This window comes from Peptoniphilus sp. GNH (assembly GCA_021307325.1).
GTDB lineage: Bacteria > Bacillota > Clostridia > Tissierellales > Peptoniphilaceae > KA00134.
This window is the reverse complement of record CP089931.1, coordinates 73,350-97,552: the sequence shown is the minus strand read 5'-3', so window position 1 is coordinate 97,552 and position 24,203 is coordinate 73,350. Positions and strand designations below refer to the sequence as shown.

The window sequence follows — 24,203 nt, the reverse complement described above, 5'->3', positions numbered from 1 at the left end:
CACCTCGTTTGGGGGACAGCCCTTTGACTGTCCCTGTTTAATAATTAATTGTGATCGATATTAAATAATACTTGTGCTACTTGTGCTCTTGTAAATGGTTTTTTAGGTGCGAAGTTGCCGCCGCCCATTCCACTTACTACTCCAAGTCTTGCCATTTCACTTACTGCGTCTTTTGCCCAAGATTCTATGTTGCTTCCGTCGTTAAAGCTTGTAACAGTTCCCTTGGCATTTAAATTCTTGCCTGAAACTTTTAAGAATTTGCTCATCATGACTGCCATTTCTTCTCTTGTTAAGACTTTGTCCGGTGCAAACCTTCCTTGTCCTACTCCTCCTACTATGCCCATCTTGTTCGCCCAAGCGATGTAGGGGCTGTAGTACATTTGTGAGTTAACGTCTGTAAAGTTTTGGCTCATGTAGTTAGATGTATTTACATTTAACATTCTTCCAAGTACCGTTACAAATTGTCCTCTTGTTATTGATTTGTCAGGACCAAATTCAGATCTTGTAAGTCCGTTAAAGTATCCCTTGCTTACTACATAGTCAATTGATTGTTTTGCCCAGTGACCGTTTATGTCTGTAAATGAATTGGATGAGCTGCCGGACTTAGAGCTTTGAGTTTGAGTTTGTTGATTTTGTTGATTTTGTTGGCTTTGTTGATTATTATTGCCGCCATATCTTCCAACTTCTCTTGCAGCGTTCCAGTTAAAGGAAAGAATTGCATTTTGTTCTCCTCCACCAGGACCCTTTCCTGCTATTTGGTCCATAGCATCTACCCAAACAGCAATATTTACTCTGTCATATTTGCCATTCATGATCCATGACCAAGTGCTACCTGATTGATCTGCTCTGTTCTTGCCTCCGTCAATGATAAACAGATTTGTTAAGTTACCTGTTAAAGGCTTGCCGCCGAACTCTCTTTGTATAGAGTGGAAATTAACACTGTATCTAAATTGTCCGTTTCTTTCTTCAACTCTAGCAGTGTGATTTATTGCAGCATTTGCCATTGAGTAACCGCTTTGGTATGCGTGAAGAACCTCAACAGGCACTTCATATTGGATAGTTAAAGGTCCATTGTTTTGGTTGTTGTTTTGATTGTTATTTTGGTTATTGTTACCCCATCTTGAGTTATTGTTATTGCTTCCCCAAGATGAATTATTGTTTCCCCATCCTGAGTTATTGCCCCAAGCCGAGTTATTGTTGCCTGAATTGTTTTGCTTACTTGTATCTAATTTAAGTCCTTCCGCAGCAGCTTTTAGATTGTCAATGGCAAATTTTACTTGCATGTCCGTAACGTTAGGCTTATTCAACAAACTCATTAAGGAATTATATGCGTTAACATACATCATGTTACTTTGATAAGTGTATTGAGGCCCACCTAAGTTGGCATATCTTCTCAAAGCATCTACAACATCTTCCCTACTAGGTGTAGGTGGCGTAAGTGGTGTTGGCGGTGTTGGTGGCACCTCTCCGCCCGGTTTATCTTCAGCCATATTGCTCTTGTCAAATACAAGTCTTGCATTTTGTGCCCCTGCACCTGGTGTGCCACCGGCAAGGCCGTCCATAGCATCTACCCAAACTTTTACATAAATAGTGTTGTCCTTTAGATTATCAAACTCAGCCTTAGTAAGTTTAATTCTAAATACCTTGGGGAATTGTTTTTGAGATCCATCCATGGCTTTATCTTGCATTTGTTCTAAAACTTCAGCTGCAATTGCATCTCCCCCAAGGACATTGTCCTTAAAGCTAAATAAATTAGTTAAATGTCCGTAAAATTTAGTTGCCCCTAAAGGTACTTCAATGCCTTGGAAAGTTAAATCAATATATACATCATCGCCCTTTATGCTTACCTTGGCAGGAGATATTAAGGCTTTATTGCCCATAGACTCCTTCTTTTCTACCGAGTGCATAAGCTTAACAGGTATGTTGTAAACTTTTTCACTTGCTCCCGGCGTAACATCGGCACTTTTATTAAAAGCTTCTATTGCATTATTTAATGTAGTTACAGCTTCATCTATTGCAGCTTGTTCAGTCGCTTTTAGAGCTAACTTAGCACTTGCTATAGCTGATTTAAGATCATCAAAGGCCTTTTTTGTTTTATTTCCCTGATTTAATTTTTCAGCTTGTGCAATTAATTCCTCTAAACCTTTTGTATTCAGAGTCGGTTTCTTATTTAAAGATTTAACCCTATAGAAATTGATATTTGGAATTCCAAAAAAACTATTTTCTCTTTCATATCGATTGGTAGTAGTGTTATATTTAAATGTTGTATTTTCATTAAGCAATCCTAATGAAGTTTTGTCCAACAAATCATTTAAATCAATATCCTTTATTGTAATTTTATTTGTTACTTTTTTGGTTCCCATATTAAACCATTTTTTAGTTCTTCGTTTAAAGCCCCACGCTTCAATATCTTTAGTTTCTCCAAATTCTACCTCTTTATCTCCAAGAACTTTAACATCACCTGGATTTGTATCTACATATATATCTCCAGTATCTAATTCTAAATTAGCCTTCCCATTTTTTATTGTAATTTTAAACTTATAGTCACTTTCTTGACCAAATAATTCTTCTTCATACATAAATTTTACAGGTTTTGAAGAACTTATTGATACAACATCTGCCAAATACTCTCCATCAGACATATCTATGTTTTTTATTCTTAAGCCTTCTCTATTTGTTCGTGTGCCTTTTAGATATCCTTCTACATTTAAAGTCAACCAAAAACACTGGCTTTGATCGCCCATAGCATCTACAGTAACATATACTGCTTTTGTAGCTTCACTATTTTTTAATGGGATTTCATATGTTTGGGGATATTTCTTATATCCATCTTCCGGGTCCTCATAGTAATCTATAAGCTTGGCTTGGGTTAATTCAGAATCAGCAAGTGTTTTATAATATTGTAAATTTAATAAATGACCATTTAGACCCATTAAATGCATATTTTGAAATTTAGGATATAAATATCTTTGTCCATATTTATTAACTTTAATTTCAGCAATTTCTTTTAAAGCACCCTTCGCCATTGAATACCAGCCAACATCTCCTTGCTTTCTGGCTATTGTTGGAACTTCATATGTTCCCGGCATCATGTTTTCAGGAATCTTAGGCATTTCTTTTCTACTTGCAATGAATATATAATGTTCTTTTAAAATTTCTGGTAGTACAATTTCAGCAGGAATTTTTTCTACATCATATCCTTTGGCACCTATACGTTCTTCATTATATAACCATTGACCATATCTAATTTCATGTAAATTTCTATAGCTTTCGGCGTATTCATTGCTTTTTTCGCAAATTATAACACCGTGTTCCCAAATAGGTCTTTCCATTCTAGTTATTAAAGGCTTACCTTCTTCTTGTATTTCTATAAATTTGTTAATTGGCATTTTTATCTTTGAAGTTCCTAAATTCTCTTGACCTTTTAATGGAATTACCTTTATTTTATATCCAAAATAATTAAGTTTTCCATTATAATCAGAATATATTTTATCATTGAATTTTTCCAAGAACTCTTTCATATTAGGGTCTTCATCAGTTAGTTCTTCTACTTCAAATCTAAAATCTTCCTTTGCTTTTTCTCCAATGATTTTAAAAGATTTAGAACCAGCTCTTATTCCTTGATTCTGCAAATATTCTTGTTTTATTTCTTCAGGTAGATTATCAATATCTAAAGCTTGAAAATATTCAGTTAAAATTATACCTGTCTTCTCATCTTTAATTGCTATATCGTCCCAAGTTTTTGGTCCAGCCTCTTCTGCAAATATATTTATCGGCAAAACAAGTACAGATAATATAAATATCAACAGTATGTTTTTTATATTTTTCATCACTCTCTCCTTCTCTCAATTATTAGGTGGCCTTAAAATTTATTCCTAAGACCACCTTATTTAATTATCTTTCAAACTGAAATATCAGTTATTCTTACAATTAGTTCTTGTCTATGTTGTATAGAATTTGTGCTACTTGTGCTCTTGTAAATTGTGTCTTGGGTGAGAAGCTTCCATCTTCCATGCCTTTTACAAGTCCAAGTTTAGCCATTTCTACTACTGCATCTTTTGCCCAAGATTCTATATTTGTGTCGTCTTTAAATGCACTTGCAGTTCCCTTGACATTTATTTTTTTGCCTGAAAGCTTTAAGAATTTAACCATCATAACTGCCATTTCTTCTCTTGTGATTTCTTTGTCCGGGTCAAAGCTTCCGTTTCCTCTACCCTTGGTTATGCCGACGCTTTCCGCCCAAGCTATATATGGTGCGTAGTATGCATCTGCTTTGACGTCTTTGAAATTATTTGATTTAAATGCTGTCTTGTCGATGTTTAATATTCTTCCAAGTACCGTTACAAGTTGTCCTCTTGTGATGCCTTTGTTCGGTGCAAATTCCCTATCATTTACTCCTTGGAAGTAGCCTTTGTTGACTACATATTTGATGGCTTCTTTTGCCCAGTGGCCTTCAATGTCTGTGAAGTTGTCAGCCTTACTATTTTGTGCTTCTCTTTTTACTTCTTTGGCAGGTGATTTTGTTTCTGCGTTCTTTGTACCTTTATCCGCTGTCGGCTTGGTAGTTGAACCCGCTGTTGTGGAATTATCCCTCGGGTATGATGGGTAGCTTGGATAATTAGGTGTCGGCTTCGGATCCGGTTGCGGTGTAGGTGTAGGTGTAGGTGTCGGTGTTACCTTCTTGTCCGGACTGTTGTTAAAGGTTTCTACTGCTGCTTTTAATGTAGTTGCTGCTTCATCTAGTTGGGTTTGCTCTGTTGCTTCCCCTAATACTTTTTCTGCTGCTGCGATTGCTGCTTTAAGTTTTTTAAATGCTTCGTCTGTTTTCTTGCCTTGTTCAATCTTCTTAGCTTCTGCTATTTCTTTTGTTAAAGCTTCTTTTTTTAGTGGTGCTTGTGGTTCAACTTTATCTGCACTTTCTTTAAAGGCTTTTACTGCTGTTTTTAATGCTTTAACCGCTTCATCTAATTGAGTTTGCTCTGTTGCTTCACCTAATACTTTTTCTGCTGCTGCGATTGCTTTTTTAAGTTTGCTAAATGCTTCGTCTGTTTTCTTGCCTTGTTCAATCTTCTTAGCTTCTGCTATTTCTTTTGTTAAAGCTTCTTTTTCTAATACATTAGGACTATTTTTAAAGGTTTCTACTGCTGCTTTTAGTGTCGCTACTGCTTGGTTTAAAGCTTCTTGATCTGTTGCAGTTTTTAATGTTTCTTCTGCTGCTGTTATTGCTTTTTTAAGTTTTTTAAATGCTTCTTCTGTTTTCTTGCCTTTAACTATTTCTTTTGCCGCTGCTATTTCTTTTGTTAAAGCTTCTTTTTCTAATACATTAGGACTGTTTTTAAAGGTTTCTACTGCTGCTTTTAATGTCGATACTCCTTGGTTTAAAGCTTCTTGATCTGTTGCAGTTTTTAATGTTTCTTCTGCTGCTGCGATTGCTGCTTTAAGGGTATTAAATGCTTCTTCTGTCTTCTTGCCTTGTTCAATCTTCTTAGCTTCTGCTATTTCTTTTGTTAAAGCTTCTTTTTCTAATACATTAGGACTGTTGTTAAAGGTTTCTACTGCTGCTTTTAGTGTCGCTACTCCTTGGTTTAAAGCTTCTTGATCTGTTGCAGTTTTCAATGTTTCTTCTGCTGCTGTTATTGCTGCTTTAAGTTTTTTAAATGCTTCGTCTGTCTTCTTGCCTTGTTCAATCTTCTTAGCTTCTGCTATTTCTTTTGTTAAAGCTTCTTTTTCTAATACATTAGGACTGTTGTTAAAGGTTTCTACTGCTGCTTTTAGTGTCGCTACTCCTTGGTTTAAAGCTTCTTGATCTGTTGCAGTTTTTAATGTTTCTTCTGCTGCTGCGATTGCTGCTTTAAGTTTTTTAAATGCTTCGTCTGTTTTCTTGCCTTGTTCAATCTTCTTAGCTTCTGCTATTTCTTTTGTTAAAGCTTCTTTTTCTAATACATTAGGACTGTTGTTAAAGGTTTCTACTGCTGCTTTTAGTGTCGCTACTCCTTGGTTTAAAGCTTCTTGATCTGTTGCAGTTTTTAATGTTTCTTCTGCTGCTGTTATTGCTGCTTTAAGTTTTTTAAATGCTTCTTCTGTTTTCTTGCCTTTAACTATTTCTTTTGCCGCTGCAATTTCTTTTGTTAAAGCTTCTGTATTTAAAACAACTTTTTGAAGATGCTCTTTATTTATAATTATTCTTGCTTCTTGTGCTCCTTTTCCGGGGCCGCCCATTATAAAGTCCATTGCATCTACCCAAACTCTGCACCATAAGAATTCCGATGCTTCAAATAGATTTCTGTCCATTGTGAAACTGAAGACTTGTGGGAACTCTTTCTCTTGTCCGTCCAGACCCATGTCTGTAAAGTTTTTTTCTATTTTTGTTTCTACTGCACGTCCACCACTTCTTGGATCTTGGTTATTTTCAAAATAGAACAGATTTGTCAAGTGACCTTTCATTCCGCTTAGATCCATGCCTTTAAATGTAAGCTCTACTTTTACTTTGTCTTCTTTTAAAATTAGTTTTGCAATGTGTTCTATCGCACCGTTTGCCATGGATTTTTGTCCAGGATTGGATGCGTGTCCTATTTCCACAGATGCCAAATATATTCCGTCTTCTGTCGGGAGCTTTACGTCTTCACTTGCTTTAAAGTCTTCTACTGCTGCCTTAAGTGTTGTTACTTCTTTGTCCAAATCATCTTGGTCCGTTGCTTCTTTTAATACCTTTTCAGCTTCTGTAATTACGCTTTGAAGTATGTTAAATTCTTCTACTTTTTTATTGCCTTTAACTATCTCTTTTGCCGCTTTGATTGCATTTGACAAGTCTTGTGTATTTAAAATAACTTTTGTGAAGTTGGTCTTGTCTATTACTATCTTGGCGTTTTGTGCTCCTTTCCCCGGAATAACAGTTGGTTCTCCTATTGAAGCAATAGCATCCATTGCATCTACCCAAACTTTGATCCATAAGAAGTCTGATGCTTCAAATACACTTTTGTCCATTGTGTATTTGAATATTTGGGGATAATTATGCTTTTTACCGTCTAAGCCAAGGTCCAACTGTGTCTTTATTACTTCCGCTTCTATTACATCATTATTATTTTTGGGGTCTTTGTTGTCTTTGTAAAAGAAGAGGTTTGTCAAATGGCCTTTCATTTTCATTAGATCCATGCCATTAAATGTAAGTTCAAGTGTAACTTTGTCTCCTCTGTAGACTACTTTTGCAGTGTGTTCTATTGCACCGTTTGCCATAGATTGCTTTCCCAGGTCATATGCATGATCCACTCTCACAGGTGCGGTGTATATTCCGTCTTCTACCGGAATCTTTACGTCTTCACTTGTTTTAAAAGCCTCTACTGCTGCCTGTAGTGTCGCTACTCCTTGGTTTAAAGCTTTTTGATCTGTTGCAGTTTTTAATGTTTCTTCTGCTGCTGCGATTGCTGCTTTAAGTTTGGCGAAGGCTTCGTCTGTCTTCTTGCCTTGTTCAATAGCCTTAGCTTCATTGACCTTTTCTTGTAGGGTAGCTTTATTTAAGCCAGGTTTTGCACTCTCCACAAGGACCATTTTATTCAAGTCAAAGTTAAAAATGCCATACATGTTTTCAGTAGACTCTTCCCCTTTGGCCGGTTTGGCATCAACTTTTAGATCTTCCCACTCACTATAGCAACGTACATATCTGGCATTTTCAAGATATATGAATTGATTTGCATCTCCAAGTTTAGACAAAGGTACATTATCAAGTCTTATCTTTGTAATTCTCTCTCCATACTCGTCTCTAGCCGGGTCTAAAGTAAACTCTTCTGCATCCAGTATTTCGACAGGCTGTGAGTTTCCATCGGCAGTTTTATATATGATGTCTTCATCGTCATCTATTTTTACTAAACCATATTCTTCGGGACTTTCTTCTCCCATTACATTGTTTACATAAGATACTGTAAGATTTGCTTTATTGTCTTTAATTTCAACTTCGTAATATGGATTAACTCCTATTTCCACGTTAAAAAGACTGTTGTTATCTTTATAACGAGCCGCAAGCATCTTATTATATTCTTCTTTGGTGTATTTAAACTTTCCATTTTCCCAAAGCCCTTTTATACCTGCATTCATTGCGTCATTTTCATCAATAAGAGGCATTGCTTCATACTTGATCGATGGAATATCTGCCTTATTTGCTGCTTCTCGTAGCTCAACTGTTTGAATTATCGGGTTTATATTCTCCACAGGTGCTGTCTGGAATGCTGATACTGCTGAAGGGATTATCATAATTCCGACAAGTGTTGCCGATATTATTCTTTTTATTTTATTCATTGGTACTCCTTTCATATTTTTTTGTCTTACTTTTTAGCTCTTAGTTTGCTAACTGTTTTATATTCTCTGCAAAATAGTTTGCAGCTTTTAATAGTTCTTCTTCTGTCGCCTCTCTTGATTTAAGGCTTGTTTCTATCATTTTTTCTTTAATCTTCTTCGGCACTACAAGACCTGTTATCCCTTTTAGTTTTTCTATCATCTTGGGGTCAACTAGGCCTGGGCATATGTATTGTCCCAAGGAATCCCTGTCTATTAAAAGATTCTCTAAGTTTTTTATCACCTTCTTTCCATGTTCTGAGTCTGGCATGGCTCCTAGAGTGGCAAAGAGTCCAATTTTTTTGTTTTCTATTGTTTTTAATAACTTTAGTGCTTTTGTTTCTAATGTTCCTCTGTCTATCCACGCACCCAAGAGTATAAAGTCACAATTTTCTGTGTCTTTTAAATCTTTCATATCTCTTATTATCATCTGGTGTTTCTCTTTTAAGACTTGATAAATTTTTTCCGCCATTCTTTTTGTATTGCCCGTTCTTGATGAATATATTATTAGTCCCTTCAATTTTCCTCCTTTAATCTTCTGCAAGGACATATTTTCTGTCTTCTATGTCCATGATTTTTAGTTTGGTGTCGTATATCTTGCTAATTTTTTCTGATGTTAAGACTTCTTTTGCTTTGCCTTGAAATTCTATTCTCCCGTTCATCATGCCTACTATTGTGTCCGAGTATTCTATGGACTGATTGATGTCGTGAAGTACCATGATGATGGTTTTGCCTAAGTTTTTATTTAAATCTTTTATGAGTTTTAATATTTCTACTTGGTATTTGATGTCCAGATAGGTTGTTGGCTCGTCTAAAAGCAGAATTTCGCTATCTTGAGCTATTGCCATTGCAATCCACGCTCTTTGAACCTGACCTCCCGAAAGTGAGTTGACTCTTTCTTTTCGTATTTTTTCTAATCCGCAAACTTCTATTGCTTCGTTTATTTTTTGCTTGTCTTCCAGGCTAGGCTTTTGCATAAATCCTACATATGGGTTTCTGCCATAGGCTACTAGTTCTTCAACTTTTATGTCTCCTGCGATTTGGTTTTTTTGTCTTACTATGGCTACTTTTTTTGCAAATTCCCTTCTTTCTATATTTTTTATATTTTTGCCATCTAGGCTTATGAGGCCCATTTTGGGTTTTTCTACTCTTGTTATCAACTTAAAAAGGGTGGATTTGCCACAGCCATTGGCTCCTAGCAGGGTCGTTATTTTTTCTTTTTCGATTTTCAAACTCAGATCTTTTATTACCACATTTTTGCCATAGGAGAAAAACAGATGTTTAATTTCCATAATTTTTTCCTCCTATTTTCAGAAGTGTTATAAAGAAAATCCCGCCTACCACTGTCATGACTACCGACGGTTTTATCTCATAGGGATAGGCTATCACTCGTCCGAGTGTATCTGATAAGAGGAGGGTTATTGCTCCTAGTATCATTGAGTAAGGTATGAGATTCTTGTGATTGGATCCGAGTATTATCCTTGCTATATGTGGTACTACTAGACCCAAAAATCCTATTACGCCTACTATTGCTGTTGATACAGAAGCGAGTATTATGGCTATTAAGGCTAGGATGAATCTGTCTCGGTTCACATTTACACCTAGGGATTTGGCTGTTTGGTCTTCTAGTTGGAGTAGGTTCGCTGTCCTTATAGTAAAAAGAGCTAATATCAGAAAAATTATTCCGTATATTGCCATGATTTTTACGTCTGCCCAAGTCTTTTGGGCTACATTTCCCTCGATTATTGATTGGACATTTGTAAGATTGCCTCCCATCATGGATTTTATTGCTTCATTGATTCCCATGAGGGTCATATTTAAAGCGACTCCAACTAGGATTAGTTTTATCGGATTGCTCCCTCCATTCCAAGCTAGGGAATAGATGAGAAGGTAGGCTATAAGACCTCCCGTCACAGAAAAAGCCGGGCTTAGGGCATAGAGACTTGGAAAAATTATCATGCCAAGGCTTGCTGCTAAGCTTGCTGCTGATGATATGCCTATGATGCCTGGATCTGTAAGTGGGTTTTGCATTACAGCTTGCAATAATACTCCGGATGTTGCTAGTGATGCTCCGGCTATGATTGATATTATTATCCTCGGAAATCTTAGGTCATAAACTGTTGCCACGTCTGCATCGTATTCTATGAATAGACCTCTTATTAATTTTCCAAAAGTCATCTCTATGGAGCCAGTTTTGGCTGAATAGAGTATTAAGCCTAATAGAATTAGTATTGATATGAGATAGGCTCTGATGATTTTACCCTTTTTCATTTGCCATCTCCTTTATTTGTTTCTATTTGCTTGTTCTCATTTGAATAGAATAATTTTTCTAAGTCATCCAGAGCTTCCTTGTAGTTGAATTTTGCACTCATACCAAATTTTTTATAGTCTAGGTCATAGACTTGATTTTCTTTTACGGCTCTGAAGTGCTTCCAAATGTCATTTTCTGCAAAGTCTTTTTTAAACATTGCCATTACATCTTCGGGCAAGGCATGTGCTGTCCTTAATATCATGTCTGGATCTTTCTTTAACATGTCTTCGGTATTTATTGTTATGAATTGTTGATCGGTGCCTTCGTAGACATTTTCTGCTCCCGCCAATTTTATTAGGCTTCCTGCGTAGGAATTTTCAGTTGCGACTACATAGGAGCCTGGCAGTCCCATCAAGACTAAAACTCGAGGCGCTTTTTTGTCCTTATGATTTTCTTTGTAGTCTTTTATGAATTTTTTATAATCAGCTATTAGCTCATCAGCTTCTTTTTTTCTGTCTAAAAGCTTGCCTAAATCTTCTATGGATTTATACATGCCATCTATATTGTTTAGGTTTAAAAATCCATAGTCCAAATTTGCCGCCTTGTATTTCGGCAGCAAGTCTGATATTAAAGATACAGGCGAAAATACATAGTCTGGATTTAGTTGTTTTAATTTTTCTATATCAGGTGTCATTGCCATGCCTACCTTGGGTACGTCCTTGTACCTTTCAGGCATCTTATCTATGTCGGAGTCGGGGACGGCTACCAAGTCTATGTTCAGTTTTTCCATTATGTAAACTGTCGCCATAGATGTTGCCGCTATTTTTATTTGACCATCGCCACTCTTTTTGCCTACGTTTTGATTTACACAAGCTGAAAGCATTAGGCAAAGCGAGAATAAAATCAGAAGTTTTTTTATTTTATTCATAGGATTGTCTCCTCTTTTCTTCTAAGTCTTCTTCTACTTTTTGCTTGTAAAAATATGACAAGGTTGCCAAGCTTATGCTAGATGCTGTCAAAATTACAAGAAGTCCTATAAGACCGTATATAAAAGCCATGGTTATCTTGCCGGGCTGTGTTTTTTCTTTTGACTCTTCTTCTCCCTTACTGTCTTCTGAATAATATAGTTTTTTAATTATGGGAGAGTCCTTTGTGAGAAGTCCGTGAGAGTATCCCAAGTCTCCCGCCGACATTTTGGAGTTTACTATTTTTTGTTCTATCTTTTCTCCTTCGCTTTGAGGTCCTAATACTTGTCCTACTTGCACATTGTTCTCTACAGGTGTAAGGCCTTCCATATTTGGCAAGGGATTTTTGGTTTCTGGACTTTGGATGATTGTTTCTTGTCTTTTATCTTCTATGACTTGTCCTTGGCCCTCGCTCGTGCTTTCGCTTTGCAATGGAACAAAGTCCGTATTTCCTTCTACCGGATCAGATATGGTGTAGTAGAAAATTACATCTCTTCCCATTGGCCCCACAAAAAATGTTGCTCTAACCACTGTATTTTTGCTTGGTATTTCAAATCTGTAATCTCTCGTTTCTTCTGTTTGTGCTGTGACCTTAGCGGCTACTGAATAAAAATCGGTATCTCCATAATTTTGCACAGCAAATGTTTCGTTTTTTATGTAGTTGGCTAGATTGTAGCGAACTGATAAAAAGATTCGTCCATCATCTGTGGTTTCCATAAGAGCTTGGGGACATACGACATTTTCTGTCATTCCCTGACCTATGCCCGGATTATTTCCGGGATCTTCAATTGCTCCTGTCACTGGGTGAGCGTAGTAGGGAGTTGCTTTTACTATATCCTGGGTGTAAGAGAAAGCCATATTTGTTGAGCTTATTATTATGATTAAGACTAGAAGGAACCCGTTAATTATTTTTTTCATTTTTCCCAAGCCCTCCTAAAAATATTATTTCTTCTTTCATCTCTTTTATTTCTTTCAAATTCTTCCTTATAAAAAATATAGAGATTGCATTTAAGGCTATGAAGACTAAAACAATACAAACTATTAATGCTTTGGATTCTTTTTCTTCAATCTCAGCTTGAACTTTTACATCTCGAGCCTTACTATTTGCAGATTCAGAATCTAGCTTGCTTTTTATTTGCTCATTTGCAGCCGAGTTTAAACTTGCATTTAGCTGATTAGCAGGTGCTTTAAGTTTTTCTTCTACTTGAGTCTTTATTTGTGCCTTTTGCTGTGAAATTTTTCTTGCTTGAGGTTTTTTTACAGTTTTCATAAAAGACTCAGCTCTTTTTTCTTTTGTCATATCAGTTTTTGGCATCTCGTCTTTATTTTCTTTAAGGCTTGCCCCATTCGCACTTTTTACTAGTAGATAAATTCCCGAATCCTTGGTTTTTATTTCAAGGTGCTGGTCTTTGATTTCAAAGTCTAATTTGGACTTTTCTCCTTTTTTTACCTTGTAGATTGTCAATTTGTCATCTTTATTAAATTTGAGCAAGGGCAAGTCCAAGCAAAAATCTTTTTCGGCATAGATTTTATTTCTTTTTTTCTGTATGTCTTTTTCGTTGTCTTCAATTTGGTCTAGAGGACCCAAAAATTCTATTTCAAATACGTTTACTTGGTCTAGGCTATTGAAATCTTTGCTATATTCTTCTGCTTTTTTGCCAGACAATTTGTTGCCGTAAAAGGTGAATTCTTCTGTGAAAGTTTCTGGTTCATATTTGACTATTATGTTTTTGTTTTCTACTTGGCCAGAGTCGCTTTTGTTGAATTTTGGTTTTGGGGCTCCATTTTTAAACTTGTTTATAAGGACTGCGTCGCTTTCATTTATTTTCTCTACGTCTTTGAAATCAAGCTTGATTCTTGCCCTGATTGGCTCATCTCCCATGGGTTCAACTTTTGGATCTACATATACCTTGGTCATTTCATCCATGTTTATCAAAGAAGTCCTAAACACTTCTGGTCTCTTGTCTTTTTCCTTGGGCACTTCTAATTCAAAACATCCTGCTTCTGCTGCATGATATTTGCCATCTTCCTTTTGAAAATATATGCTTACAAGCGATGCAGTTATATTCATGTATTCCATCTTGCCCGATCCTATGTATAAGAAAGCCTTTTTGCCTTCTACTTCAATCTCTGCTGTCTGTATAAGGGCCTTGTTGCCCATGCTTTCTTTTTCTTCGTAGGCATGCCAAAGTTTTATTGGCACTTTATAATAACCGTCTTCTAGATTGATTTCTTCTTTTGCAGGTGGTAAATCCTGATCGAAATTTTTTTCAACAGAAAAGTTTGCTTTTGGCAAAAGAATCAAAAACAAAGCCATCAAAAAAATATATGTTTTCTTTATTTTAAAGACCTCCTTTTTATTTGATAATTTATATCATCATATTAAGTTATATTTTTTTATTTTAATAGCTTTTAAAAAAAAGAAATAAGTTAACCGCAGCTAACTTATTTCTTGGTTTTTTTATTCTTTTATGATAATCATTTTTAATAAAGGCTTGTTCTTGCTATGTTTTTCTATTCTTTGCCAGGAGTTTTTGATATTAATGTAGGTTAACAGAAAAAACAAAATTTGCCTTTTCTACGTGGGAACCGAAACCAATTTGAGCTTTCAATGTCAAATTTATTGATGCTTGAAGGACTCCATTCCCCAAGTTATTCCAAAATTTTATGATTTTTAAGGGAACTTTAAAACTTCTATCTTCTGAATCTATTTTGTGTTCAGCTTTTTCGTCTTCATAAAATAGGTTTACTGCCATGGCTTTTTTATGGTAGCCATTTTGGGCTCTTTCTACTAGACGAGTTTTTAGCAAGATATAATCTTCTTTGTCTGCCACAATTTGGACTTTTTGCTCAAAGCCCATCATTGCCATTGAATTATCTAAAAATGAGCCTAAATTGTTGTGACTTATTTTATAGATAATCATGCTTATGTCGCAAGAATCTTTTGAATAAATTTTTAAAAAGTCTTCGTTTTTTACTTTATTTCCTAATTTATCAATTTTCCTTCTTCTTCCTGCATACTTTTCTATTGTGTCTTTTAAGTTTTGTATGTGTATCAATTCGCCAGCAATTTTTTCTAAATTTTCTCCTTCAATCTTGGCAAGATTTTTTGTAAATATTCTTGCGTCATCTAGCATTTTGCTGTAATCTTTGGCATATTTTTCGCCTATGGCTGTGAGATTATATTGGTTTAGGTCTTTATAGAAAATTCCCAAAATGAGCATTCTATCCATTATTTTTTTGGCGTTTACCTTGGAGCAGTCGAAATGTCTAGCTGCTTCTGTTATTGTTTTTTCTCTTTTTGTATTTTTTATAAATAACAAATATTCGACTTGTACTTTGGTCAAATTCATTTCATTCATTTTAAGAACTGATGCTCCTTTGCATATTTATTACTTGGTCGCATATTCTAAGTGTGCTTTGTCTATGTGATGATATTAGAATTGTCTTTTCATCTTTTTCTTCGTAGAGGGATTTCAATATTATGCCTTCGTTGTAGGCGTCAATGTTTGCTGTCGGCTCGTCTAAGATATATAGCTTTGCATCTCTCAAAAAGATTCTCGCTATGGCAAGCCTTTGAATCTGACCTGTCGATAGGAGGGTCTTGTCTTTTACAATTTCTGTGTCAAAGCCTTCTTCAAGTGAGATTATGAAATCGTAGATATTTGCTTTTTGTGTGGCTATTTTTAATTCTTCTTCGCTTGCATCTTCTTTTGCTATTAGCAAGTTTTCTCTTATGCTTCCCTTGAATAGATGGCTTTCTTGGGCGACATAGGAGATGTTTTCTCTGAGATTTTTGCTGTTTATTTCTTTTATATTTTCTTCGTTAAAAAGTATTTCCCCTTGATTCGGGTCGAAAAACCTCATTATAAGTTTTAGGATGGTCGATTTTCCACAGCCACTCTTTCCCTTTAGGCCTATTATTCTATTTAGGTCAGCTTTTAGGGAAAAATCTTTTATAAGCTCGGTTTCGTCATAGGAAAATGCCACATTCTCTAGCCTCAAGTTTTCGTATTTTATGTCTTTTTTGTTGATTACTTCATCCACTTGAGCCTCTTCTTTTAGAAGCTCAATCACTCTTTTGCCGCATGCAAAGGTCAGGACTAAATTGTTCCCAAGTGATGCTAGGGCTGATGTAGGGCCAAAGGACGATATGAAGATTGCCGTTGCGAAAATTAAATCTTTAAAGTTTATTTGGCCGATTTTATATAGGCTTGCTCCTAGTAGGATAAATACGAGGTTAGCAAATATTATAAGGCTTGAGGATACTGAAAAATTGTTGCCCATATTTTTTGACAATTTCTTGGATGACTTGTTCAAGTTTCTAGTTAATTTGTCTATCTCTGCAAGTCTTTCTTTTTGTCTTGAAAAATTTATTATTTCTTTTATGCCTTTTAAACTTTCAAGAATTGACGAATTTAAATTGGATAGGTCTTTTCTTTGGTCTTCACCCAGTTTTTTGCCAAATTTTTGAGTTAGCGTGGGGATTATTAGTCCCAACAAAATATGAAAAATCAAAAGGCAGATGGCATATTTTACATTTATTCCAAATAAAATTATAAAAAATATGAGCGTATGGAAAAATGCTATTAAAACTGGTGAAATCGTATGGGCATAGAAAACTTCTAAGAGCTCTATGTCTGAGGTTATTATAGATATGAGCTGGCCCTTGTTTTTGGTGTCCATCTTAGCTGGGCATAGTCTTCTTAAGCTTTTAAAAACTAAGTCCCTTATTATCGCAAGAGTCTTAAATGCAACATAGTGGTTGAAAAGTTGCTCTGTGTATTTAAATAGAGATCTCAAGACTGCAAGCATAAGTAGGATAAATAAAATTAACTTGAGATTTATTTGTTCCCCCATATAAATTTTACCGAAGTAAAAAGCTCCAAGTCCTGGAATAAGGGTTGCAAAAACATGGCCCGAGAGTCCAAATATAACCGCAAAAATCATGGGTATTTTAAGTGGTTCTACTAGTTTTAAAAGCTCTTTTAGCAAAATCTTTTTCTCTTTTAAATTTCTCATAAAACACCCCACATTTCCAAATCCATTTGAGATTTATAAAGCGTGCTGAATTTATCTTTTGTCATCATTTGGTCGAAGGTTCCTTCTTCAATTATTTTCTTGTCCTCCAAGAAATATATATAGTCAGAATTTTCCGTATTCCTAAGTCTATGTGTAATTAAAATTATGTTCATATCTTTTTTCATGTCTTGAAGAAGCTTCAATATTATTTGTTCTGATTCTATATCAATATTGGAAATGGCCTCATCGAGAATTAGAACTTTGGACTTTTTTAAGATGGCTCTTGCTATTGATATCCTCTGCTTTTGTCCTCCAGACAAATTATTGCCCTGGCCTTCTAATATAGTATCGAGTCCATTTTGCTTTTCAAAATATTCATATAGACCGACAGATTTCAAACTCTCTTCTAGCTCCTTATCTTCTGCCGAAGGATTTGCAAATAACAGATTATATCTCAAGCTTTGGCTGAATATAAAGGGATCATTGTCTATCATGCAGATATTTTCAATTATGCTATCTGATTTTATGTCGTTTTTATCATTGTAAAAAATGACAGATTTTTTGTCTTTGAGTATGCCACATATGAGCTTTGCAAGAGTTGATTTTCCGCAGCCACTCTTGCCTACAAAGCAGGTTATTTGATTTTTCTTGCAAGTTAAATTTATGTCTTCTAAAACTTTTTTGTCGCCATAAGAAAAATCAAGATTTTTTATTTTGATTTCAACTTCATCTTCTTTTATTTCTCCACTTCCATCCGCACTTTCTTCTATTTCTAAAACTTCAAACAAGGAGTTGGCTGCTGAAATGCCATTCATAGCGACGTGAAATAAGGCTCCCAGCCTTCTTAGAGGATTGAAAAATTCTTGAGAAAGCAGGATGAATACAAAGCCTGTGAAAATACTAATCTGCCCTTGATAGAAGTAGTAGAGGGTCATGAAAATACTAGTGGCAGTGCCACTGTATGAAACCAAGTCCATAACCGTTATATTGTTTAGCTGAACCATTAGAAGTTTCATAGTTTTTAATCTAAAATCTTCTGCCATCTCGTTTAATTTATCATTGTATTTCTCATCTGCATTGAAAATTTTAAGTGTGCTAAGCCCGTAGAGAAAGTCTATAAATACTTCTCCCAGATTTGAGTAGGAGCGCCAATATGATTTTACAACTTTTTTAGCTAATTTTTGTACCATCATTATGGCTATGGGTATAAAGGGGATAAAAACAAGTATTATTAAGGAAATCTTTATATTTATACTTGCCATAATTACAAATAATATGAGTGGACCAAGAATTGAAAAAATAAGTTGAGGCAAGAGTTCGCCATAAAATATATTAAGTTGCTCTATACCTTCTACACTCAGATTTATTATTTCTGATATCGATATCTTTTGCCCATAGTCCAATTTGAAACCATAAACTTTTTTAAAAAGTCTTTGCCTCAAAGATTTTTTTATCCTTATTGATACCTTATAGGATATGTAGGAGTTTAGTTTTATGATTATAATTTTTACAAGTAAAATTGCAAATATTTGGACTATAAACTTTTTTTCATCATAACTTGCTTTGACGAGCTGATTTATAAAGTTTCCTATGCTAAATATAAGAGCGACATTAGTTAAAAGTTCTAAAACTTTTAAACTTATTAAAATTATGAGGGAGTTTTTTTCCCTTCCAATTTCTCTTATGAGTTTTTTATTAAGCATCTTTTGCCTCCTTTATAGTTTTTATCGCTGTGAAAAAGTAAATATAATGAAATATTAAAACCACTATAAGACAAATCCTTGCATGACTGATTTTTACAAAGTAAAAAGATATGGCTATAAAAAGAGTAATCATGCCCAAAATCTTAAATTTTTTCTTGAGAGTGAGCCCTTCCTTGTCCTTTATTGGTTTGATGTTATTTTCGTAAATTTTTGTAGATGTAAACCACTTATGAAACTTTTCAGATCCCTTTGCAAAAAATGCCGCTGCCAACAATAAAAATGGAGTTGCTGGCAAAAGTGGCAAGTATATCCCCACCACTCCTATGCCTAAAAAAAGAAAACCTAAAATTAAATATATGTATTTCAAAGTCGCCTCCTGATAATTGATATTAATATTCTTATTTTGATACTATCAAAGCTAATTTTTTATGTAAAGTTTTTTGATAATATTTATTTTGCATTTTTGCTTGATTTTCTCACAATTTCTCCTTATACGTCTTGACTTTACAAGCTTATATCAAAGTTAACCCATGTTAACTTTTTGTGACTTTTTGAAAATTTAATCTTCTTTTTTATCTACGGATACATTTTAAAGTTCAAATCTAAATTGCATAAAAATAAACCCAGGAAAAATTCCTGAGTTTATTTTAGGTTATGCCATCTTTAGCTTTTTAAATTATGACAAGAAAAAAGTCTTAAAATTTTCTTCTATTATTTTATTTTTAAAGTTTTCATTAGTAGACAAATTTTTCTGCGGCTAAAGTTTTTTCTATTAGGTTTTGATAGCTTGGGCTGATCTTTAATAGTTCCTTGTGACTACCCACATTTTCGACTCTACCTTCTTTTAAAACTACTATCTTGTCCGCTTTTTCTATGGACTTCATCCTGTGAGATATGATTATTACTGTCTTGTTCTTTATTAATTTGTTTAGGGATTCTTGAATTTTTCTTTCATTGTCCACATCTAAACTTGAGGCTATTTCATCTAAAATCAGTATTGGAGAGTCTTTTAAAAATGCTCTTGCTATTGAAATTCTTTGACGTTCGCCCCCAGATAATTGCTCTCCATTTTCTCCTATAATTGTTTCAAATCCGTCTTTTAAGTTCTTTATGAAGTCGCAATTGGCAAGTCTTGCTGCCTCCATTACATCTTCATCGCTTGCGTTCTTTCTTCCTATTCTGATATTTTCCATAATGCTTGTGTTGAAAAGTTTTACATCTTGGAAAACTATAGATATATTTTCATAAAGGCTCTTGGTTGAGACTTCTTTTATATCCTTGCCACCTATTAAAATCTCTCCTTTTTCAAAGTCGTAGAGTCTTGATATAAGTCTCAAAACAGTGGTCTTGCCACAACCGGATTCACCTACCAAGGCTGTCACCATACCCTGGGGTGCTGTGAAGCTTACATTGTCTAAGATTTTCTTTTCTTTGACATAGGAAAAGTCTAAATTTTTGACTTCTACATCAAAATTTTTGAACTTGGCATCTCTTCCTTGCAAAACTTTGGCTTGTCTTATTTCGTTGATTCTTTTTACTGCAGAATCCATATAAAACATTTCCATGAAAAATTCCATATTGGCATCGACTGCATCTTTAATTTTCATAGATGCCAAGATATAGCCTAAAAGATAGAGAATTGAAATTTCTCCACTTCTAAGTAGAAAAATTCCAAGTATTATTGTCAATGGCAGTGATAAGTGAGATGAAATGCCCGAAAAAAGCATTATAAAGGCATTGTTTCTCTCGCTTGACCATTGAATTTGTTCACTCTCATCTAGTTTTTTATAAAGATCTTTTTTGAATTTTTCTGCAAGGTTAAAGGATGTGATTTCTTTCGAAAGCTCTATTCTTTCTTGATAAGCCTTGGAATTTTTTCTAAGTTTTACATAATGCTTATTGAATTGGGCCTTGGAGTAGTTCTTGGCAAGCAAAATTAGTAAAAAAGATAAGATAGTCGGGCCAACTGCCACAAGCGTCATCTTCCAATTGCCAATTAACATTAAAATAGTTATAAGAGGAATAAATATAGTAAATCCAATTGCCTTTGGTACGGCATGGCTTACTGCGTGTTCTATGCTTGCAACATCTGCCATGATGCTTTGTGCCAAATCAGAAAGGTCATGCTTGGAAAAATATGACATTTCAAGTTCCGATAACTTTTTTGCCAAGTCTATCCTCAAGTTTGCGGCTTCCCTATAAGTCTCATTATATTGAGATTCGTATTCCAAGCTCAAAAGAATGATCATTGCTATTATAGTAAGTATAGAAAATATAAGATAAAAACTCCTACTTCTTACATGATTTAAAAGGAATTTGTCCATTAAAATCATAAGCAAGATAGCTGGAAACATATTGATTACAAAAACTAAAAAGCTATATAATCCAGACTTCATAGCTCCACTTGCGCCTTGATCTGTGAGTGCAAATTTATTTTTAAGAAAGTTTTTCATCACTAACCCTCCATTCATTGGCCTCTGTATACATAGTGTAAAGTCTTTTGTATTTTCCATCTTTTGCAAATAACTCTTCGTGGGATCCTCTTTCAACTATCTTGCCATTTTCTGCAAGTAAAATCTCATCCACTCCTCTTATGGCAGAAAGTCTGTGGGCAATCATAAGAACAGTTTTGCCTTTCATCAAATTTTTGAAAGCCTTTTGAAGTTCATATTCATTGTCTGGATCTATAGATGCCGAAGCCTCATCCATTATTATAATGTTGGAATTTTTTAAAATTGCTCTTGCGATGGCAACTCTTTGAGACTCTCCACCAGAAAGATAAACACCATCAGTTCCTATTAGGGTATCTTCTTTATCTTCAAGCTTTTCCAAAAGACTATCCAACCCAGCTAGCGACATGGCTTGTAAAACGTCCTTTCTGCTTGCATCTTCTCTTGCTATTAAGACATTATTATAAATAGTATCAGAAAAAAGTTTCGTATCTTGAAATACAAAAGAAATTTCTTTTATAAGGGCATCTTGAGAATATGCTTCGATAGGTTTATCGCCTATTAAAATTTCGCCAGAGTCTATCTTGTAATAGGCGCACAATAGTTTAGCTATAGTTGATTTACCAGAGCCTGATTCTCCTACAAGGGCATATATTTTGCCCTCATCAAGTCTAAAGGAAAGATTCTCTATGACTTTTTTATCATCATAAGAAAAACTTACATTTTTAAATTCTATATTGTGATTTTTAAAATTGTCTTCGCTACCAAAAGAAATTTTTTCTTTTTCCATTTTTTCATAAAGATTTGTCAAAGAATCCACTGCGTAATTTCCTTGGAAGGAATACATACTAACATACATTACCTGCATCAAGGCTGAAAACATAAGCCCAGACAAAAATATTATCATCATTAAGTCTAAAGCGATTAGCCTTTGATCCCCCAGCTTATCAATTAAAAATACAAGTGGAATAGTCAAAATTGCAACCAAACCAAAAAATAGAACTTGATAGATGATATATGTCTTTTTACATTTTTGAGAATACTTATAGGCATAATCTGAATATTTATTTATCAGCTCAAAGAGCTTTTTCATAGAAGATACGGAAACTCCAAAGATTTTGATTACGGAGATTCCTCTTATGTATTCAACAGTTTCTGCCGAAAGTTCATCTAGGGCAGCTTGATAAACTTTCATAAAATCGCTGCCACCCATCATGCTTGCAAGGCACGCAAGACAAGTAAGCGTCATAATCAAGATACATATTCCAACTCTTGGACTTATGAAGAATCCCAAAATCAAGATCAAAACCGGTGTTGTAAAAGCTTTTGTGTTATCTGGTATCATGTGAGCAACTATTGTATGAGTCAAAGAAGCATTATCATCTATTATCTTTCTCAAACTGCCAGATGGATGAGTGTCAAAAAATCTAAACCCTGCCTTACTAAGTCCCTCAACTCCCTTTTTTCTAAGTACATTTTCCAAATGAAAACCCACTTTATGAGCCATGAGCAAGGATATAAAATATAATAAAACTCCAGTAAATATAAAGGCTGCAATCCTAAAAGCATAACTTTTTGCCACATCAAGATTAGAATCAATCATAAGCGCTTTTAAAAATTTATAAATTAGATAATAGCCAAAATTCGTCAAAATACACGATGCTATGGCTATGATTACAGCAAGAAATATAAAAGGCTTTAAATCTGCCACATAGCTAAATAATTTTTTGTATACTTTCATACTTTCTCCTTTCTTTTATTGTCGATACGAATTATCAATACAAATTAAAAAAAATTAGTCCTTATTTAAAATCAATAGAAAAATCTCATCTAACAAATCTCTGTTGGCATTTAAAATATCTTCACCATTTAAAATGTTTGAAGATAGTATCATGGCGTTTACGAAAAAAGTTAAGAGGTCAAACTTATCACTTTGCATACTATATTTGCTAAAATCTTTATTCACGCTCTTAAAAGCTTCAATAGTCCTTAGCTTCAAAAGCTCAAACACTCCTTCGAGTTTTTCATTTCTCTTTTTCGCCAGTAAAAATTCCACATAAACATCCATATAAGAAGTCCTATCTGTGACTTTTTTTGTCATTTCACTAGCGAAAAAATCCGGGCTTAATTTCCCTTTAACATCTAAAGATTTTTTCATTATTTCATTTCTATATTCGATACCATCAAGCATCAGATCATAGATAATATCGGTGGTGTTTTTATAGTAATGATAAAATCCTCCCTTCGAAAGACCACTCTCTTTAATTAAATCTTCCATGCTGGTATTGGAAAAACCCTTCTTTACAAAGACTTTTGCTGCCACTTTTTTTATTTCTTCTTTTCTATTTTCAAATGACATTCTTTTATTTCTATTCATAAGCACCTCTACCGACGATTGCGTCTATAAGAAAAATATAAATTCAAATTTAAAAATTGTCAAGCCGTATAATAATATTTATCTTTTAATTTTCTTTTGAATCTCTAATAGCTTTAATTCAAGCATTTCATTTTTATATCTCTGTCTTCTTTTTGCCATGTTTACCTTCTATATTATTTATTTTCTTTATATTTTAATTTTCAACTTAACTTCTAGTTGCCATAAAAAAGGATAAGAAAAAAGCAACCTAGATAATTTCTTTGGTTGCTTCATTAATTTAATGATAAATCTTTATAATAATCTAATACCAATATGTCTTACAATCTTTTGTTCTAGATAATATTTTATAATCTACCATGTATCTTCTTAATATCGCATAATCAATATAGAAATTTTTTAATTTCTCATTAATTTCTTTTTCAGTATATTGTACGTTTTTTTCAAAGGTTAAATTAGCTATATAATTAAATAATTCTATCTTATTTTTTTCTTTCTTCGGAATTTTTTGAATTTTATTATTTTTTATCCATTTGTTTATATTTTGTGTATCCAAACCTTATCTCCTTTCATACCTTTAATGAGGAAACAGTCCTAAATATAAATCTTTATAATCAAGATTATTTTGTTTATACTCGTCCTTGATATCCTTACTTTTTCCCAAGTCTATGTTGCGATAAACCTAAAGGTTTACGGTATTTTTCAATTCTATTATTCATTATTTCATCTTTCTTTAATTGGCTATAGTTTAACATAATTTTGTTTAAATTTCGATACTTTTCATATTTTTTTGATTACCTTTTCCTCATTAGTCCTTACATAATATCTATGCTAATATTTTTACATTTTTTCTCATTACTCTTAGTGTTTATCTAAATTTTTTTGTCTTGGTTGCTTTTCTAGGATTTTTATTTCTTCATCTGTTAGTTCTTCTGCATTTTCTATAAGGCTTTCTAAGATTTCTCCTCTTGTTATGAGCCTATGAGTTCTTTCTTTTCTTCTTTTCACTATGTCTTGTTTTAATATCTTTTTTCTTTTGACTCTTGTCTTAGTTGATCTAATTTTTTCATATAAATCTCCTTTCTTGCAATAAAAAAAGACGATAGATTTTTT

At 34.0% G+C, this 24,203-nt stretch carries 16 protein-coding genes and 1 pseudogene; all 17 read right to left on the bottom strand.

All coding sequences use genetic code 11. The features are described from left to right. Positions 1 to 44: 44 nt before the first annotated feature. On the bottom strand, positions 45 to 3,830 hold the full coding sequence (locus tag LV469_00470) for an S-layer homology domain-containing protein (GenBank protein ID UHR02811.1): 3,786 nt from the start codon (positions 3,828 to 3,830) through the stop codon (positions 45 to 47). Positions 3,831 to 3,930: 100 nt separating this feature from the next. Further along, positions 3,931 to 8,289 carry an S-layer homology domain-containing protein gene (locus LV469_00465; GenBank protein ID UHR02810.1) on the bottom strand — a complete coding sequence of 1,453 codons (4,359 nt, stop codon included), beginning with the start codon at positions 8,287 to 8,289 and terminating at the stop codon, positions 3,931 to 3,933. A gap of 40 nt (positions 8,290 to 8,329) precedes the next feature. Next, complete coding sequence (locus LV469_00460; protein UHR02809.1) at positions 8,330 to 8,845, bottom strand: flavodoxin family protein; 516 nt, start codon at positions 8,843 to 8,845, stop codon at positions 8,330 to 8,332. A 10-nt stretch (positions 8,846 to 8,855) separates the two neighbouring features. Then, complete coding sequence (locus LV469_00455; protein UHR02808.1) at positions 8,856 to 9,617, bottom strand: ABC transporter ATP-binding protein; 762 nt, start codon at positions 9,615 to 9,617, stop codon at positions 8,856 to 8,858. Beyond that, positions 9,607 to 10,596, bottom strand: a complete 990-nt coding sequence (locus LV469_00450; GenBank protein ID UHR02807.1) for an iron ABC transporter permease — start codon at positions 10,594 to 10,596, stop codon at positions 9,607 to 9,609. The genes LV469_00455 and LV469_00450 overlap by 11 nt, the downstream gene beginning before the upstream one ends. Then, complete coding sequence (isdE, locus tag LV469_00445; GenBank protein ID UHR02806.1) at positions 10,593 to 11,504, bottom strand: heme ABC transporter substrate-binding protein IsdE; 912 nt, start codon at positions 11,502 to 11,504, stop codon at positions 10,593 to 10,595. The genes LV469_00450 and isdE overlap by 4 nt, the downstream gene beginning before the upstream one ends. Beyond that, the gene (locus LV469_00440) at positions 11,497 to 12,459 is read right to left on the bottom strand and encodes an ABC transporter (protein ID UHR02805.1); all 963 of its coding nucleotides are present in this window, start codon (positions 12,457 to 12,459) and stop codon (positions 11,497 to 11,499) included. Before LV469_00440 ends, isdE begins: the two co-directional genes overlap by 8 nt. Beyond that, positions 12,443 to 13,858: an NEAT domain-containing protein gene (locus LV469_00435; protein ID UHR03610.1), complete on the bottom strand. Its 1,416-nt coding sequence runs from the start codon at positions 13,856 to 13,858 to the stop codon at positions 12,443 to 12,445. Before LV469_00435 ends, LV469_00440 begins: the two co-directional genes overlap by 17 nt. A 223-nt stretch (positions 13,859 to 14,081) precedes the next feature. Further along, entirely contained in the window at positions 14,082 to 14,903 is an 822-nt protein-coding gene (locus LV469_00430) for a hypothetical protein (protein UHR02804.1), read from the bottom strand. 1 nt (position 14,904) lies between these two features. Then, the gene (locus LV469_00425) at positions 14,905 to 16,563 is read right to left on the bottom strand and encodes an ABC transporter ATP-binding protein/permease (GenBank protein UHR02803.1); all 1,659 of its coding nucleotides are present in this window, start codon (positions 16,561 to 16,563) and stop codon (positions 14,905 to 14,907) included. Beyond that, positions 16,560 to 18,266 carry an ABC transporter ATP-binding protein/permease gene (locus LV469_00420; protein ID UHR02802.1) on the bottom strand — a complete coding sequence of 569 codons (1,707 nt, stop codon included), beginning with the start codon at positions 18,264 to 18,266 and terminating at the stop codon, positions 16,560 to 16,562. The genes LV469_00425 and LV469_00420 overlap by 4 nt, the downstream gene beginning before the upstream one ends. Next, positions 18,259 to 18,633, bottom strand: a complete 375-nt coding sequence (locus LV469_00415; GenBank protein UHR02801.1) for a YbaN family protein — start codon at positions 18,631 to 18,633, stop codon at positions 18,259 to 18,261. The genes LV469_00420 and LV469_00415 overlap by 8 nt, the downstream gene beginning before the upstream one ends. Positions 18,634 to 19,000: 367 nt before the next feature. Continuing rightward, on the bottom strand, positions 19,001 to 20,719 hold the full coding sequence (locus LV469_00410; protein UHR02800.1) for an ABC transporter ATP-binding protein/permease: 1,719 nt from the start codon (positions 20,717 to 20,719) through the stop codon (positions 19,001 to 19,003). Continuing rightward, complete coding sequence (locus LV469_00405) at positions 20,703 to 22,457, bottom strand: ABC transporter ATP-binding protein/permease (GenBank protein UHR02799.1); 1,755 nt, start codon at positions 22,455 to 22,457, stop codon at positions 20,703 to 20,705. Before LV469_00405 ends, LV469_00410 begins: the two co-directional genes overlap by 17 nt. A 54-nt stretch (positions 22,458 to 22,511) precedes the next feature. Continuing rightward, positions 22,512 to 23,093, bottom strand: coding sequence for a TetR/AcrR family transcriptional regulator (locus tag LV469_00400; GenBank protein ID UHR02798.1), 582 nt, complete (start codon positions 23,091 to 23,093; stop codon positions 22,512 to 22,514). A gap of 301 nt (positions 23,094 to 23,394) precedes the next feature. Further along, positions 23,395 to 23,646 carry a DUF2087 domain-containing protein gene (locus LV469_00395; GenBank protein ID UHR02797.1) on the bottom strand — a complete coding sequence of 84 codons (252 nt, stop codon included), beginning with the start codon at positions 23,644 to 23,646 and terminating at the stop codon, positions 23,395 to 23,397. 312 nt (positions 23,647 to 23,958) lie between these two features. Continuing rightward, positions 23,959 to 24,194: pseudogene (locus LV469_00390) on the bottom strand (DUF3847 domain-containing protein). Between the last annotated feature and the right edge of the window lie 9 nt (positions 24,195 to 24,203).

Bases quoted from the DNA above. Each gene is read 5' to 3' on its own strand.
- LV469_00470 (UHR02811.1), bottom strand. From the start codon at position 3,830: ATGAAAAATATAAAAAACATACTGTTGATATTTATATTATCTGTACTT.
- LV469_00465 (UHR02810.1), bottom strand. From the start codon at position 8,289: ATGAATAAAATAAAAAGAATAATATCGGCAACACTTGTCGGAATTATG.
- LV469_00455 (UHR02808.1), bottom strand. From the start codon at position 9,617: ATGGAAATTAAACATCTGTTTTTCTCCTATGGCAAAAATGTGGTAATA.
- LV469_00450 (UHR02807.1), bottom strand. From the start codon at position 10,596: ATGAAAAAGGGTAAAATCATCAGAGCCTATCTCATATCAATACTAATT.
- isdE (UHR02806.1), bottom strand. From the start codon at position 11,504: ATGAATAAAATAAAAAAACTTCTGATTTTATTCTCGCTTTGCCTAATG.
- LV469_00440 (UHR02805.1), bottom strand. From the start codon at position 12,459: ATGAAAAAAATAATTAACGGGTTCCTTCTAGTCTTAATCATAATAATA.
- LV469_00435 (UHR03610.1), bottom strand. From the start codon at position 13,858: ATGGCTTTGTTTTTGATTCTTTTGCCAAAAGCAAACTTTTCTGTTGAA.
- LV469_00430 (UHR02804.1), bottom strand. From the start codon at position 14,903: ATGAATGAAATGAATTTGACCAAAGTACAAGTCGAATATTTGTTATTT.
- LV469_00425 (UHR02803.1), bottom strand. From the start codon at position 16,563: ATGAGAAATTTAAAAGAGAAAAAGATTTTGCTAAAAGAGCTTTTAAAA.
- LV469_00420 (UHR02802.1), bottom strand. From the start codon at position 18,266: ATGCTTAATAAAAAACTCATAAGAGAAATTGGAAGGGAAAAAAACTCC.
- LV469_00410 (UHR02800.1), bottom strand. From the start codon at position 20,719: ATGAAAAACTTTCTTAAAAATAAATTTGCACTCACAGATCAAGGCGCA.
- LV469_00405 (UHR02799.1), bottom strand. From the start codon at position 22,457: ATGAAAGTATACAAAAAATTATTTAGCTATGTGGCAGATTTAAAGCCT.
- LV469_00400 (UHR02798.1), bottom strand. From the start codon at position 23,093: ATGAATAGAAATAAAAGAATGTCATTTGAAAATAGAAAAGAAGAAATA.